This window comes from Neptuniibacter sp. QD29_5 (genome assembly GCF_047778125.1).
In the GTDB taxonomy this organism is placed as follows: domain Bacteria; phylum Pseudomonadota; class Gammaproteobacteria; order Pseudomonadales; family Balneatricaceae; genus Neptuniibacter.
In genome coordinates this window covers 1,689,061-1,704,522 of sequence record NZ_CP180556.1, presented here as the reverse complement: position 1 = coordinate 1,704,522, position 15,462 = coordinate 1,689,061, and the positions used below count along the sequence as shown (strand labels likewise).

The following is a 15,462-nucleotide window of genomic DNA, read 5'->3' as shown; positions in this document are numbered from 1 at the left end:
AATGCAGAATTATCATTTATCAATCAAACGATAAAATTCGATAGATTAATTGATAATGACGAACAATATCTCCATTCGACATCTACGCGCTTTTGTTGAGATCGTGGCTTGCGGTAGCTTTACCCGTGCAGCAGATAACTTACACCTAACCCAATCAACTCTTACAGCAACGATAAAACAGCTTGAAGATCAAGCGGGCTTAAAGCTCTTAGACCGCACTACCCGCCGCGTTTTGCTAACTGGTGAAGGCGAAGGCTTTCTTCCTGTAGCAGAAAAGTTAATCTCAGATTTTGATACTGCGTTTAATGATCTACAAGCCACCGCGACGCAACAACAAGGCCAGGTAGGTATAGCAGCATCACCGTCAATGATCGGTCGCGTACTACCTCCAATAATCAAAACGTACCATCAGCAGTATCAAAAGATAGGCATCTATCTAAGAGATGACAACGCCGGAGGCATAGAACAGCGCGTACTGGATAATGAAGTGGACTTCGGCATCGGTGGTAACCACTCTCACCAATCAGAACTTAAATACCAACCAGTTTTAAGCGATCGTTACGGTGTGGTTTTGCCGCTCGACCACCCTTTAGCGACATTTAAAGAATTAGAATGGAGCCAAGTTAGTGAGCTTGATCAAGTTCACTTAACTGAAGATACCGGCACACGTACACAACTTTTAAAACTTCAAAAAGAGAATAACTTAGATTTAAAACTGCAAGGTGCCTTAATTGAGGTATCAACCCCAGCAGGCTTAGCGGAGATGGTTAAGACAGGTATTGGCATATCCCTTTTACCCGCCCTTGCAGCAAGTACCAGCGCTTTTGATCAATTAGTCTTTGTTCCACTAACCAACCCAACATTAAAACGTGAGATCTGCATTCTCACAAGAAAAGGCCGTGCTTTAAGTCCTGCAGCTGAAAGCCTACTTAAGCTGATCACCAGCCAATTTGAAACTGCCAGCCTACCTAAATTTGTTGATATTATTTAAGAGACTAAGGGAGTGCGGAGCGCACTCATTCATCCACATAATTAGAGAGTTCGATAAGATTACCGTCAGGATCGTGCAAATAAACCGAGATAATTTTACCTACTGCTCCAGTTCGAATCACCGGCCTTTCGATCACATTCACCTTATTATCAGCTCAATGCTGGATTAGTTGATCAACTGGCTGCTGAACGATAAAACATAATTCTGCACTACCTGTTTGGACCTGATGCGCTTTGGGCTCAAATTCATTCCCAAGTTGGTGCAAATTAATTTTTTGCTGACCAAAAACGAGCGCTATACGACCTCCCTTAAAGACAACCTTCTCCATACCTAAAACCGCTGTATAAAACTCCACGGTTATATTTATGTCCTTTACAGTTAGGACAAGGTGATCAAGACGCTCAATATTCACAACACTGCCCATTCAGGTTTGATTAGCACTCAATCTTCATCCTGCATAGCAAAAGAGAAGATACCTGCTTCAAGGCCTGCTAATCGAGCGACTATACAAGATTCTTCTTCGTCTGTTAGCTCCAACGATTCTTCGTTTGGTGTAAAAAAGTACTTATCCTTAAAGACATCAAACTGAATCTTCCCAAGAATACGGCCACTAGAGCTAATACAATCCAATTCTTGCTCAATTGGAAAGAATAAAACCATTAAGAAATACCTTTATTACAACTTAGTTGCGCGGATGATAATAGTTGATATCGCCAGACTCAATGCTGGTATTAATTGCTGCATAAAATTAAACCGCAACATCATTGATCAATACACATTCAGAAGACACAAACTCTATAGTTACATAAGCGTTATAACGGTACCTTTTCTTATAATTTGAAGAAATATGTTGAAACAGCCCCCTGTGACTGAATAGAATTGCCGCCTAAGAATTTGATTATGTTTAACATTCACTAATCAATTCCTTGTTAAACATATAGTTAGATCAATTTAGCCACTTAAGAATGTATGAATAAATGCTTTAGTCTGACCGTTTATTGACCCCGATCAATCGGTTTGCAAGAAATAGCATCTATATTGGCCTTCGACTAAATTGAACAATAATAATAAATAAATGCGTGGTTACCGGTGAAGAAGTCCGCTACATCTATTCGTAGTTTCCTACTCCAAAGAACGTTTATCTTTTCTGTTCTTGGATTCCTTGTTCTTGTTTCTGTTACTCATTATGCGTTCACTAAGAGCATTGAAAAAAATGCCAGTGTCATGGCCGAGCGTATTGCGAAGCAAACATTTAATTCTATGTATCTGGTCATGAGTCAGGGTTGGAACAGACACCAACTAGAGCAATTCATGAAACAGATGGAGAAAGACAATAAAGATAGCGATCTAAGCGTTTCTATCTTTCGTGGCAATCTCGTAACAGAACGATTCGGTGAGATGGAATCACCAGCCTTGTCGGACACTCACCGTAAAGTGCTTGAATCTGGCCAATCACAGCTGGTTTCTACTGACGATAGCATCAGCTACTACTATGCTCTTAACGCCAAAGAAGTTTGCACCCATTGCCACTCAAATGTGAATGATGGTGATACATTAGGCATGATCGAAGTAACTCAAGAGTTAGATAAGTCACTTTTAAATGCAAATAAGGAACTTATTCTAACACTGATCTTAGTTTCTCCATTGCCGCTATTGCTCGCATTTTTAGCCACGCGTCAAATCACATCTCGGATAGACAACTCGATAGAGCAACTAGCTGATAGTATTGACAGTATTGAATCTATTTCTGACCTATCCCGTATCGAAGAAGGTAGGGATCGTCTCGCATTCCGTGAGTTACAGGACATATTCTCGCAAGTAAAAAATCTGTCATCCAAACTTAATGATATAGCCGTCGACAAAGAACTACTTGAGTTTGAAATTAGGTTATTGGAAAAGTTTGTTATCACTTCTGAAGTGGTACGAGACTGGCGGGAATACGTCAATTTCCTAATTGTTGATATAAATAAGGTAATGAACGTTTACACCATGTTCTCTATCTTTAAGGTAGATAACGAAGTATTTGACTTAGAGGTATTCTGGCTACAACCTCCAAGCGAACGCACCCGTAAATCGATGGAAAAAGCCATCATGAAGCGTCTTGCTCAAGATGGTTCTCCTTTTGAACTTAGTGACATCAATATTCGTCACAACATGGTAAATGAACATGCAGAAGAGATTGATCTAGATGACAAAGCCATCGAGCTTCAAAGTAAATCACTACTAGTAGAAACACCGAAAATTGGCGGCATTGTAGGAATTGGGGTTCACTCAGATACTATTCAAGATACAACCAAACTACTCGTCCTTGAAAGCATTCTATCTACCCTGCTTAACGTAGTAGGTTCTGTGCGTGCAATCTACAAATACACCAAAGACCTTGAATACTATGCAACGCGTGACCCACTAACCAATCTGTATAACCAGCGAATGTTCTGGGAACTATTAGATTATGAGTTAGACCGCGCAGATCGCCATGACTATAAAGTAGCTTTATTGTTACTCGATCTAGATAACTTTAAGAGCATAAACGACGGCTATGGACACAGCTGGGGCGATAAGCTACTCGCTGACTTCTCTGAAGCATTGCAAAACGCACTAGGTAAAGACGCCATCATAGCTCGTTACGGCGGCGATGAGTTTGTGATTGTATTGCCAGAGAGCGATGTTACACACGCTGCCCAAGTAGCTGAAACAATTCTTCTTACAAGTCGTAATCATTCTCTGTATTACGATTCAAACACCTTCCTGAAGCTAACTGGTTCGTTAGGCATGGGTATCTACCCTGACCATGCCCAAAACAAAAAAGACCTGTTTATGTTCGTAGATAATCTGATGTACCGAGCTAAAAACTCCGGTAAAGATCAGATTGCATTACCAAATGAAAATGAGTTAGTCGACATCTTCAAAGAGATGTCCGATAAAACCGTATTGGTTACTCAAGCAATTGAGCGTAAAGAACTCATCCCTGCATTCCAACCGATCGTATGCTCCAAAACTGGCGATATTCATGCTGTTGAAGTACTCAGTCGCATTAAGCTTTCAGGTGACAGACTCATGAGCGCAGGTGAGTTTATCGAAATTGCTGAATCTATAGGTAAGGTCCACCAGCTTGACTATATCGTCATGGATAAAGCTTTTGAGCAAGTTAAAGCAACGGGCTACGACGGTAAGATTTTTATCAATCTATCTCCCCGCTCTATCATTATTAGTGACTTTATCCCAACCATTAAACAGCTAGCTGAAAGTCACGCCATCAACCCTGAGAGCGTCGTATTTGAAATCACTGAACGAGATACAGTCAAAAACATCTCCGTGCTAGAAAGCTTTGTCATGAGTCTAAAAGACAAAGGCTTTAAACTCGCGATAGATGACTTTGGCTCAGGCTTCTCATCTTTCCATTACCTTAAACACCTACCTATCGATTACGTCAAAATTGAAGGTGAGTTTATTGCTAACATGGCGAATGATGCCCGAGATATGGCCTTTGTGAATAGTATCTCTCACCTATCTCAAGAGCTTAATGTAGAAACAGTAGCTGAATTTGTAGAAAGCGAAGAAGTGTTAGCGCTGGTAGAAAAAGCGGGTATTACATACGCACAGGGCTACCACTTAGGCAAACCTAGCCCTGATCTTGAAGGAATTCTAAAAACAGTTGCTGTACTCGAGCATTAAGGGTTTAGATTATTTAAAACAGCCTAACCAGTGATTATGGTTAGGCTGTCACCTTTGAGCCTTTGGCTACTTCAAAATTAGTCCTTCATAATAAATGCGTTAAGGTTCTTCTACCCCTAATTGTTCCTCTGCCAAATCTTAGCTGCTTTTTTACCTTTAAAAGATTATTGATTACGTACACTGCCAGGTGTCTGGCCAGTTACTTTTTTAAAAGCCTTTGAAAAAGCAGCTTCACTTTCATAGCCACAACGATTAGCAACATCTATCGTTGTAGCGCCCTCCTCTTTGAGCCATATCCACGCATTTTGCATTCGCCATCGACTTAAGTAGGTTTTAGGCGGCTCCTGAAGTAACACTTTAAATCGATCGGCAAATGCTGATCGCGACATTGTCGCTATTTCAGCTAGCTCATGAACACTCCAGTTAGTCTCTGGATTATTATGAATAGCATCTAGCGCTCGACTGATCCTAGAGTCCGCAAGAGCAGCCGCCAACCCCGTTGCCAAAGACGCTTCACGAGCCCGATTAATGTACGCCCGAAGAAGTAAGGCAAATAAAGACTCTGTTAACCTGTTAATTACGATAGTATGCCCGCTTCCATTCTCAATCACTTCAGCCTTAATAACATCAAGCAATCCTTGAATAGCAGCGCCATTTTCAGATGAGCCAGCTTGGTAGTAGATATATTCAGGTAGTGATTGCAACAACGGATTACTGGCAGCATGACTAAAACAAAAATAGCCACACAACAAACCCACACTTTCTAACTGCAAACCTTCTGTGTAGCTCAGAGATTTAACGCTATTAACTGGAACGCCACATTCAGGTGAAGACTCCAGCTTATGATTAGCATCGCGTGAAAATAAAATAAAATCCCCAGCATTCATTAGTAATGGGGCATCGAAGCAATCCGCATCAAGATAACAACAACCTTGAGTAACAAAGTGAAAGGTGACATGCCCCTGGCCTGAAGTTTTGATCGCCCAATCACCACAATACTGAGCGCTTTGTATTATTTCTGCTTCAAGCCGAAAAGTATTCAATATTGCCGATAGCGAGTCCATTTAAAACAGGCATCCAAAATGGCGAATTGGACATATTATCAAGAGATTTGAACATATAGTAAGTCACCATATACGCATAAGCTAACCCCTAACTTGTGAGCATAAGCCTAGACAAATTCGCTTTACTCATACATTAATCGATACATTGTTAAGGAAAAGCTAATGACCATTCAGCACAGAGTAGAACCCTTTAAAATCCTCAATGCCGAAACAGCTCCAGAAGGCTCAAAACCATACATTGAGCAAGCTGAAGCCGCTTTCGGCCTTCTACCCAACGTAGAAGGAGTCATGGCTCAAGCACCGGCACTGCTGGCTTCTTACATGACAGCTTGGGACCATTTCGATAAAACCAGCCTAACACCCGCCGAACGCCAGGTGGTGTATCAAGCGGCCAATTTTGAAAACAACTGCCAGTACTGCATGCCTTGGCATACAATCCTATCGGAAAATGCAGGTATCGACCCAGAAGATGTAGAAGCATTAAGAAATGGCAGCAACTTAAACAACGAAAAGTACGAAGTGTTACGCGTATTTGCTCGCGATCTGGTCAGAACCGGCGGCAGCATTGAACCCAATGCATTGGCCTCGTTCCTGAAAGCAGGTTACAACCAGCAACTTGCACTCGAAGTGATTCTTGGTTTAGCCGTTAAAACTATGAGTAACTATACTAACTCGATTGCACAGACACCTCTCGATGAACCAGCCCAACCCAAAGCATGGGTTAAGCCATCACTGAGAGGTGAATTTCTAACCTAGCAACTATCACCGCTAGGACATTCACGCAAATAAAGAAATAGTTGCATAAGATCAAATTAAGTCGCCAATTAATGTTTCTCGATTTGTAGAAAGCGAAAAGATGTTAGATCTCGTAGAAAAATCTGGCATCACCTATTTAAGCAGGCAACATCCTGATCTTAAAAGCGTTTTGAAATGCGACGGTTGCTTTCGTACATTAGAAAGAACAACAGCCTACCAAAAATATTTAAGTAGGCTGTTTTCATCATTTTTATCACCGTATTAAGTGACAAACAGCACCATCTCCCTTCTCCGATATAGCGCCACAAACACTTCTTTATAGAACAAGTTTTAATTAACTAAAGGTTTTAATATACAAAGCTTCTACTTTATCTCTCGCCCATTGAGTACGGCGTAAGAATTTGAGAGATGACTTAATTGAAGGGTTATTGTAGAAACAGTTGAGTTTAATCTGTGCATCCAAACCTTCCCAACCGTAATAATCCACTAAACGAGTCAGTATCTTCTCTAACGTTAGGCCATGTAGAGGGTTATTCGGTTGTTCTTGGCTCACAATAAATTCCTAGTATCAAAACAATTAGCAGCAATTTTAGCAGAATAACCTCAGCGCATGATGCATATTAAAGAAACCAAAGTCCTTTATGTCATAGCCTCTTCTATTGATATAGCGCTAACAGCGTCGGTTTCTGAGAACTTATGAAAGCTTGATCCCTAAACTAAGCAACTTATTTTTTAACCTGCTGATGCCTTTCGACCATTTACTTTTAAAACATGGTTAATCTGAGTTGACCATAAGAATAAGAATAAACAGACCAAGCTATTCTAGCTCTCCGTTTAACCTGCCATCGAATACTCATCTTCCAACTTACTCATACCCAACCCGCTCATTTTCTTAACTTTGATTTGCACGGGGATACGCTCTTTCATTGCTTCAATATGACTGATAACGCCGATCATCTTGCCTGAAGCATTTAGGCTATCAAGTGCATCCAAAGCAGTATCTAAGGTTTCGCTATCTAGAGTGCCGAAACCTTCATCTAAGAAAAGTGAGTCGATACTGGTTTTCTGGCTGACAAGATCAGATAGTGCCAATGCTAAAGCCAGGCTCACTAGGAAGCTCTCACCGCCGGATAAAGTTTTTGTATCTCTTACAGTATCGGCTTGCCAGGTATCCAGTACTTGAAGCTCTAGAGCACCCGATTGTTTTCTTTGGAGCATATAACGACCGTGCAGGCGTTCTAGTTGCTTATTCGCTAGGTGAACCAAATGGTCGAGTGTTAGGCCTTGAGCAAAGCGGCGGAATTTATCTCCCTTTTGAGATCCAATAAGGGAGTTCAAATAGGAAAGATCATCATATTCTTGCTTTGACTGCTCTACCTGTTCAAACAGCTGCTGTTGCGATTCGCGGCGCTTTTCATTGTCTTGCAGTAGTGCACTGCGTTCACCCTTTTGAAGTAAAAGCTGTTTAATCTGTTTATCTAACTCAGCCAGCTCTTGAACGATTTGCTCACCATCGATGTTTTCATACTGTTTTTCTAATCCAAACTGCTGTAACTCTTTTAATTGTTGATCCGCTTGTTTAAGTAAAGTTTGAGAATGCTGTTCAGCTCTAGCGATCTCTTCGCTTAGCGCTTTCAACTGCTGCCTTTCTTCGTCAGAAATTAGGGCATCGAGGAGTGCCTGCTCAGAATCAAATGGACTACCTACTAGCGCTTGTTGCCATTCAATTTTCTGATGACTAAATTCAGTTTGGAGCAAACCCAGCTGTTGCTCTTGCTCAGCAACTGTTGTTTGCAAACGGGTTAGCGCAGTTTCGTACTGTTTATGTGAAGCTGATACCTGTTTGTGGCTTTGCTCAGCTTTGTCTACCTCTGCAAGTAGACGTGAGCGCTCCTCTGTAACTGATTTATCACCAAAGAGAGCCTGACGCGTTGCTTGCTTTTCTGCCAGCTCCTTGGAGAGTTCATTAAGATTGTTTTGCTGATCAGTACAGAGTGCAGTTTGCTTTTCAAGCGATTGATCAGCCTGAGTTAACTCAAGCGCCGATGTTTCTTGGATGCGATTTAAGGTTTCAAGGCGCTGCTGTAACTGTTGTAAGTTAGCGATTTGGCTTTCTAGCGTATTTAACCAATCCGTTAGCCCTTGTTCGGGTAGCGTCAGTCGTATTTCAGCCACTTCTTGAGATAGACCTTGCTTAACCACAGCGATCTGCTCGTTAAGCTCTTGCAGACGCTGTGTATCTTTAAGCTGTAACTGACTTAAGTTTTCGCATTCTTTATTGGCCAGCTCTAAGTTAGCTTGAGCTTGCTGTAAGGCCTGCTCTGCTTTATGGATTCCTTGCTGCTGTTGATTGATCTGCTCACTTAATTGGCGTAGTTGTTCGATATCAGCTTGCTGATTACTAAGCTGCTGCTCGAATTGTGTAATTGCATAATCTAGCAGTTCAGTCTGGTTGGGCTCGAGACTAAAACCTAACAGTTGCTGTAAAACTTTCCACTCTTGCAAGAGCTGCTGTTTCTGCTCATTAGTCTGCTGCAGGCGAGTTTTAAGGTTAACTATCTGAACGGTCGTCAATTGGTTATAGCGCTCTCTTAGTTGAGTACCTTGAGTCTTCAGATGATCACGCGTTTGTTCAGCCATCACAAAGCGCTGCTCGGTTTCGCCCATATCTAAAGGTTGATAATCAGCCACTAGGGGGTGCTCTTTTGAGCCGCAAAGCGGACAAGGCTGATCCGGTTGAAGCTTAGCCCGTTCTGCTTCGAGATTTTGTATTTGACGCTCTTGCTCTAACAGTCGCTTTAAATCTTTGAACTGCTGATCTTCCCTTTGATACTGCTCACGAAGATTAGTGAGATCGCCTTCAATTTTCTGAGCAGTAACTTCCAGCTGACTTAACTCATTACTGCCAACAGTTTGCTCACTTTGCAGCTGGATATACTGAGCAGATAGATTCTTCGCCTGCATAAAGCTTGCTTGCAGAGAGTGTTGCTGGCTGTACTGTGCTTCTATATCGGCCAGCACACGGCCATTTAATAGTGCTTGCAACTGCTCCTGAGTGCTCTTAAAGCCGTCGTTCAACTTCTCTTTTTGTGTAGAACTTTCAGAAACATACTGCTGTAGCTGTTCAGTTTTCTGTTTTTCCGTATCTATTTGCTTTTGTAAGCCAGAAAGATGATCTGTCAGTTTTTGAACTTCAGCCTCGTGTTGCTGAGTTTGCTCTAGCTGACTACGCCATAAAGGGATACGCTCTGCAGCAGCTTCAAGATGACGAAGTTCGACTATTTGATTTTCAAGCTGCGAGGTTTCAACCTTGGCTTGATTAATTTTGTCGTTAATCTGTTTTTGTGTTGTTTTCTGCTGTTCTAATTCAGACTGATGTTTTTTTAGCTCTGCAGTTGCGCTCTCTTTTAACTGCTCAAGCCGATCGCACTCAGCGTCCAATGGCACTACTTGCTCGTTAATCAGCGTTTCTTGTTCTGATTGATGCTGTTTAGTCTGTTTTAGTTTTAGCTCTGCTTCATTAAGAGATTGCGCTGAACTTTTATGCTGATCAATAGCCGATACTAATTGAGCTGCATTTTGTTCTTTAATCTGTGTAAGATCGTTAAACCGTTGCTGTGCACTTTGATAAAGTTGGTACGGAGCTTTTAGTTTCTCAGCTGGTTCACTCACTGCTAGCTTTTCAAGAGAGCCTTTAGCGGCTTCTTTACGTTGCTTAACGCCTTCTTGTTCAGTTAAAGCGCTTTGCTTTTGTTGCTCAGCTTTTTGCAGATCAGTCCACCAGCGTTCCTTTGATTGCTGTTCGCTCTGCTCTTTCTCTAAGGTTTTAAGCTGTATACTAATCGTTGTTTGTTCGGATTTAAGCTCAACAATCTTCTCATCCGATAACAGCTCAACACCTTTAGCCTGAGCTTCTAGCTGTTTGAGGTGGTTATCTGCCTCTTTGAATTGCTCGTATACCTTTTCAGATATCAAGCTGTAGATAGCCGTACCGGTTAACTCTTCCAGCAAACCGGCTCTTTCATTGGCATCAGCATTGAGAAACGCTGCGAACTGGCCCTGAGAGAGCATCATAGATTTAGTAAAGCGGTCAAAGTTTAAGCCGCTAATTGTCTCGATTAGCTCATTCTTCTGCTTAACCTGTGAGGCAATGATTTTACCTTCACCGCTTACGCTTACCTCTGCCAATTCAACTTTAGCTTCTTGTAGATTGCCATCAACCTGATCCCTGGAACGACGCTGGCTCCAAAATGCACGATAGCAATTACCTTTTACTTCAAATTCAACTTCAGCGAGCGAGTCTGCTGTACCGCGAGTCATCAGTTCATTCGTGCTTTTAGAGATAGTCCCTAATCGAGGCGTACGGTGATAGAGGGCCAAGCAGATCGCATCTAAAATTGTCGTCTTACCGGCACCTGTCTGGCCTGTGATGGCAAAAAGACCATTATCGATAAACGGCGATTGAGTAAAATCGATCTTCCACTCACCTTTTAGCGAGTTAATGTTTTTAAAGCGCAGCGCTAATATTTTCACAGGCTCTTCTCCTCTGCTGTTTCCGAAGCTAAAGCAGAGAAAAGATCATCTTGATCGATCTTAGTGTCATTTAGCTGTTTAGACGGCTCGGCTTTTTCCGTTTTGCCTTTTGTGCGCTTGTTTTTAACTGGAATGGATTTTGACTCATCGGAAGATTCACTCTCTAAAGAAAACAGATTTAGAGTGTTATGGTCTTGGTCTGGCTCTTTTTCCTGTCCAAGCTCTTCTGATTCATCAACACTATCAGACTCTTCAACTGCAGCATGCTCACTAGGATGTTCTAAATCCTCTGATTCCAAGTGCTCTTGCTCTAGGCAGTCTTGAGCAGGAGATGTCTGTGTTGTAGAAAAGAACTCATCCGCTGGCTTACTTGCAGGAAGATCATTTTCAGACTCTACAGTCGTTACGATCTGGCAGAAGCGATCTTTAAGTCGTTGAATACGGTTTTGTTCGGCTTCGGATTCGAAAACCTCATCGTTAAGCCTACGTGTGAAAACCTCGTAAGCATTCAATTCAGAGAGCGTCTCTTTCTCCTTGCCGACTAAACCTCGCTGGGTCTGTTTGCGTGCCCTTCGTAGCTGCAGAACCTCAACGTTAAGATCTTGAGTTAGTTGCGAAATACGTTGGGTAAGATCATTGAGGTAATCTTGGGTTTGAACCTCAATCGATAACCAAACCGGAAGTTCATGCTGTTTAGCTTCAAGTTCAGCCAATTGCGCTTTAATTGAATCAAGATCACCCTTGATACTTGCCATAGGTTGGAAGGTCGGTACTAGGAGCGGTGTTATCTCTTTTAAATGGCTTTGTTCAAATTCAACCATCAATACCTGCTTTTGCGTACCGATCTCATCAAAGCTTAAAGGGATTGGTGAGCCGCAATAGCGAATATGTTCAGACTTAGCGACAATTTGCGGGCGGTGAATATGGCCTAAAGCGATGTAATCTGCTGGTGGAAATGCACTGGCTGGAAATGCCTCTAGATTACCAACATAGATATCACGAACAGACTCGGAGGTTTTAACACCCATTGCTGTTAAATGCCCTGTAGCGATGATCGGGATAGACAGCCCAAGCTCTTTTCGCTTTAGATCAGCCAGATCATAGATGGCTTGATAGTGTTCTGCGATTGCCGTGCCTAATGAATGCGCTTTCTCTTTAGCCGATTGATCAGCGGCACTTTGCATCACATCGCGAGGACGAATATATGGAATGGCACACAGGATGGCAGCCGGTTCACCCGAGTGATTTTTCAAGGTAATAATCTGCTGCTCTAACTCAGATTCAACACTCGCTACGACTTCTGCATTGAGATGTTTAAGCAGGCCTTTGGATTCATTCAGTGTTGAAACAGAGTCATGATTACCGCCTAAAACCACTAACTGACAATCGAGTTTGTTTACTTCGATAACGAGTTGATTATATAACTCTCGCGCATAACTTGGTGGTGAACCCGTGTCGTAGATATCACCTGATATTATTAACGTATCTATATGATTTAATTGTATTTTACCTAATAGCCATTTTATAAATTCTTGGTGTTCGGCTAATCGGCTTTTTCCAATAAAGTGCTGACCTAAGTGCCAGTCAGAGGTGTGTAAAATGCGCATTAAGTAAGGCTCGGCAATCCATAGATACAATGAAACTTCACCTCATTTGAGGTGAAGCTCATATTATATTGTTACCGCTAGGAGCACCATCCATAGTCTCTGTAATATGGTGGTGTTAGCTAGGCATTTATTCAGCGGTTAAATACTGAATTAATGCCTGTTCAGCATTGGCACAGTAATAGGTATCTTCGTGTTGTTTGAACGTTTGGTAGGTAACTTCAAAGACACTGCCGCTAATCACTAGCACAAGGACATCAGTCTCATCCTCGCCATCAGTGCTGGCCTCCTCTGGCTCATCCGTGTCGAATTGATAAAAACCCGCCTGCGGTATATCCATATCCTCTTCGAAACCATCGAGATAGTCCTCAATAGACATCTGATGAACTTCGAGCACTTCATCAGCACTAAATTCGAGAATCGAATAAGTTTTGGGTACTGAAAGGAAGTCCCGTTTTACCGCATAACACAGCACCAAACTTTGCTTTCGACCCTCTTGCCTCAGAAGATAACGAACATCAGATTGAGACTCTATCTCTGGAGCAGACAATTTATTGATAAGCGAAAATGTAATCACGACTTAATCTTCCAAAACGTAAGCTGGCAGATCGGCTTCTGCAGGAACAGGTGTTGGTACGCCATCATCATCGATCGCGACAAACTTAAAAATCGCCTGTGTTACTTTTTCACGTTTACCAATACGACTACGGCGCACCCAAGCTTCAACGTGAATCTGCATCGATGTACGGCCTACTTTTACAATTTCCGTATAGACACCCAGTACATCACCCACTTTTACTGGACGGATGAAAGACATGCTATCTACCGCCATAGTCACTACACGGGTTTGCGCGCGCTGGCCTGCACAGATACCCGCCGCAATATCCATCTGCGATAACACCCAACCACCAAAAATATCTCCTGAAGGGTTGGTATCACCTGGCATGGCCATAGTACGTGTAGTCAGGCGGCCCTTTGTAACTTCTTGTGTTTGGTCTTTCTCAGACATAATGCATTGTCCTACTTCTTAGATGGAGGTCTGTTATTCCAATATGTACTTATTACTATACCTTGGTATATAAGGTTTTGCGTAAGTTGTTTTGAATCCTCAGCCTAGAAAGCAACGCTTCAACCTTTTACCTACATGCAGTTATTGGCATAATACGCACAAAATTTATCTCCTTACTCGCTCCTTAAGAGCGCAGTCATCTATAGCGGATCTAATATCGTGTTAACCACAGCAAATATCACCATGCAGTTTGGTGCTAAACCTCTATTCGAAAACGTTTCAGTTAAATTTGGCGAAGGTAATCGCTACGGTTTAATTGGCGCAAATGGCTGTGGTAAATCCACATTTATGAAGATCTTAGGCGGAGACTTAGAACCAAGCGCAGGCAATGTTTCCAAAGGGCCAAACGAGCGTATTGGTAAGCTAAAACAGGATCAGTTCGCTTACGAAGAATTCAGCGTGATGGATACCGTTATTATGGGCCATGAAGAGTTGTGGGCTGTTAAATCAGAACGTGACGCTATCTACGCTAATCCAGACATGACTGAAGAAGATGGCATTCGTGCAGCAGAGCTCGAAGGCGAATTCGCTGAGATGGACGGCTATAGTGCTGAATCACGTGCAGGCGAACTGCTTTTAGGTGTAGGCATTCCGACTGAGCAGCATTTCGGCCCGATGAGTGAAGTAGCACCTGGTTGGAAGCTTCGTGTCTTACTTGCACAGGTACTGTTCTCAGAACCAGACATCATGTTGCTAGACGAACCTACCAACAACTTGGATATCAATACGATCCGTTGGCTGGAAGGCGTTCTTAATGAGCGTAACTGCACTATGATAATCATCTCGCACGACCGTCACTTCCTAAACAGTGTGTGTACGCACATGGCTGATTTGGACTACGGTGAGTTACGTGTTTACCCTAGCTCGTACGATGAGTATATGACTGCATCGACACAGGCACGTGAACGCCTGCTTGCTGATAACGCTAAGAAGAAAGCACAGATCGCTGATCTTAAGAGCTTTGTGAGCCGCTTTTCTGCCAACGCATCTAAATCTAAGCAAGCAACGTCACGTGCACGTCGTATAGAGAAGATCGAGTTAGAGGAGGTGAAACCTTCAAGCCGTCAGAACCCATTTATCCGCTTCGAACAAGACACTAAGCTACACCGTCTAGCTGTTGAAGTAGAAGGTTTAGGTAAATCTTTTGATGAAGAACTGTTTAAAGACCTTAACCTAATGGTAGAGGTTGGCGAGCGCATCGCTATTATCGGGCCTAACGGTAGTGGTAAAACCACCCTATTACGTTGTCTGTATGGTGACCTTCTGCCGACTGCTGGCGAGATAAAATGGTCTGAGAACTCAGAATTTGGATACTACGCCCAAGATCATGCAGCTGATTTTGAAGAAGATAAAACACTGCTTGATTGGATGGGGCAATGGGGCCAAGAAGGCGATGATGAGCAAGTCATCCGTGGTACGCTGGGCCGTTTACTTTTCTCACAAAAAGAGATCAATAAGTCGGTTAAAGTGATCTCGGGTGGTGAGCAAGGCCGTATGCTGTTTGGCAAGATTATCCTTCAACGTCCAAACATCATGCTGATGGATGAGCCAACTAACCACTTAGATATGGAATCGATTGAATCCTTAAACCTAGCCCTAGAGAACTACCCAGGTACGTTGATCTTTGTCAGCCATGACCGCGAGTTTGTATCCTCTCTAGCAACCCGCATTCTGGAGATCACGCCAGATGGCATTGTCGACTTCCGCGGTGGTTACGAAGACTACCTGAAGAGCCAAGGCGTAGAATAAACCTAAGCGCTAATGCCTAAA

The 15,462-nt window shown here is 42.6% G+C and carries 12 protein-coding genes; 4 read left to right on the top strand and 8 right to left on the bottom strand.

Features of this window, described 5'->3' with window-relative positions; all coding sequences use genetic code 11:
• Positions 1–55 precede the first annotated feature (55 nt).
• Positions 56–991: a LysR family transcriptional regulator gene (locus ACMXYR_RS07805; RefSeq protein ID WP_415903581.1), complete on the top strand. Its 936-nt coding sequence runs from the start codon at positions 56–58 to the stop codon at positions 989–991.
• A 154-nt stretch (positions 992–1,145) separates the two neighbouring features.
• Here the strand turns inward: ACMXYR_RS07805 and ACMXYR_RS07800 are convergent, their stop codons facing one another.
• Positions 1,146–1,403 carry a VOC family protein gene (locus tag ACMXYR_RS07800; protein ID WP_415903580.1) on the bottom strand — a complete coding sequence of 86 codons (258 nt, stop codon included), beginning with the start codon at positions 1,401–1,403 and terminating at the stop codon, positions 1,146–1,148.
• A gap of 29 nt (positions 1,404–1,432) precedes the next feature.
• Positions 1,433–1,651 (bottom strand): hypothetical protein, encoded by a 219-nt coding sequence (locus ACMXYR_RS07795; protein WP_415884808.1) that lies wholly within the window; start codon positions 1,649–1,651, stop codon positions 1,433–1,435.
• A gap of 429 nt (positions 1,652–2,080) precedes the next feature.
• On the opposite strand from ACMXYR_RS07795, the gene ACMXYR_RS07790 reads away from it, so the two are divergent.
• A complete protein-coding gene (locus ACMXYR_RS07790) occupies positions 2,081–4,666 on the top strand; it encodes a putative bifunctional diguanylate cyclase/phosphodiesterase (RefSeq protein WP_415903579.1) in 2,586 nt (861 codons plus the stop codon).
• A 164-nt stretch (positions 4,667–4,830) separates the two neighbouring features.
• On the opposite strand, the gene ACMXYR_RS07785 is transcribed toward ACMXYR_RS07790, so the two are convergent.
• Complete coding sequence (locus ACMXYR_RS07785; protein WP_415903578.1) at positions 4,831–5,730, bottom strand: AraC family transcriptional regulator; 900 nt, start codon at positions 5,728–5,730, stop codon at positions 4,831–4,833.
• A 162-nt stretch (positions 5,731–5,892) separates the two neighbouring features.
• On the opposite strand from ACMXYR_RS07785, the gene ACMXYR_RS07780 reads away from it, so the two are divergent.
• Positions 5,893–6,486, top strand: coding sequence for a carboxymuconolactone decarboxylase family protein (locus ACMXYR_RS07780; RefSeq protein WP_415903577.1), 594 nt, complete (start codon positions 5,893–5,895; stop codon positions 6,484–6,486).
• A 334-nt stretch (positions 6,487–6,820) separates the two neighbouring features.
• On the opposite strand, the gene ACMXYR_RS07775 is transcribed toward ACMXYR_RS07780, so the two are convergent.
• The 5 genes from ACMXYR_RS07775 to ACMXYR_RS07755 all read right to left on the bottom strand — a co-directional run bounded on the left by ACMXYR_RS07775 (position 6,821) and on the right by ACMXYR_RS07755 (position 13,632).
• Positions 6,821–7,039: a VF530 family DNA-binding protein gene (locus tag ACMXYR_RS07775; RefSeq protein ID WP_415884813.1), complete on the bottom strand. Its 219-nt coding sequence runs from the start codon at positions 7,037–7,039 to the stop codon at positions 6,821–6,823.
• Positions 7,040–7,320: 281 nt separating this feature from the next.
• Positions 7,321–11,019, bottom strand: a complete 3,699-nt coding sequence (locus ACMXYR_RS07770; RefSeq protein ID WP_415903576.1) for an SbcC/MukB-like Walker B domain-containing protein — start codon at positions 11,017–11,019, stop codon at positions 7,321–7,323.
• Positions 11,016–12,626, bottom strand: coding sequence for an exonuclease subunit SbcD (gene sbcD, locus ACMXYR_RS07765; RefSeq protein WP_415903575.1), 1,611 nt, complete (start codon positions 12,624–12,626; stop codon positions 11,016–11,018). Before sbcD ends, ACMXYR_RS07770 begins: the two co-directional genes overlap by 4 nt.
• A 127-nt stretch (positions 12,627–12,753) precedes the next feature.
• A complete protein-coding gene (locus tag ACMXYR_RS07760) occupies positions 12,754–13,200 on the bottom strand; it encodes a hypothetical protein (RefSeq protein WP_415903574.1) in 447 nt (148 codons plus the stop codon).
• Positions 13,201–13,203: 3 nt separating this feature from the next.
• On the bottom strand, positions 13,204–13,632 hold the full coding sequence (locus ACMXYR_RS07755) for an acyl-CoA thioesterase (protein WP_415884540.1): 429 nt from the start codon (positions 13,630–13,632) through the stop codon (positions 13,204–13,206).
• A 219-nt stretch (positions 13,633–13,851) separates the two neighbouring features.
• On the opposite strand from ACMXYR_RS07755, the gene ACMXYR_RS07750 reads away from it, so the two are divergent.
• Positions 13,852–15,441: an ABC-F family ATPase gene (locus ACMXYR_RS07750; RefSeq protein ID WP_415903573.1), complete on the top strand. Its 1,590-nt coding sequence runs from the start codon at positions 13,852–13,854 to the stop codon at positions 15,439–15,441.
• Positions 15,442–15,462: the final 21 nt, after the last annotated feature.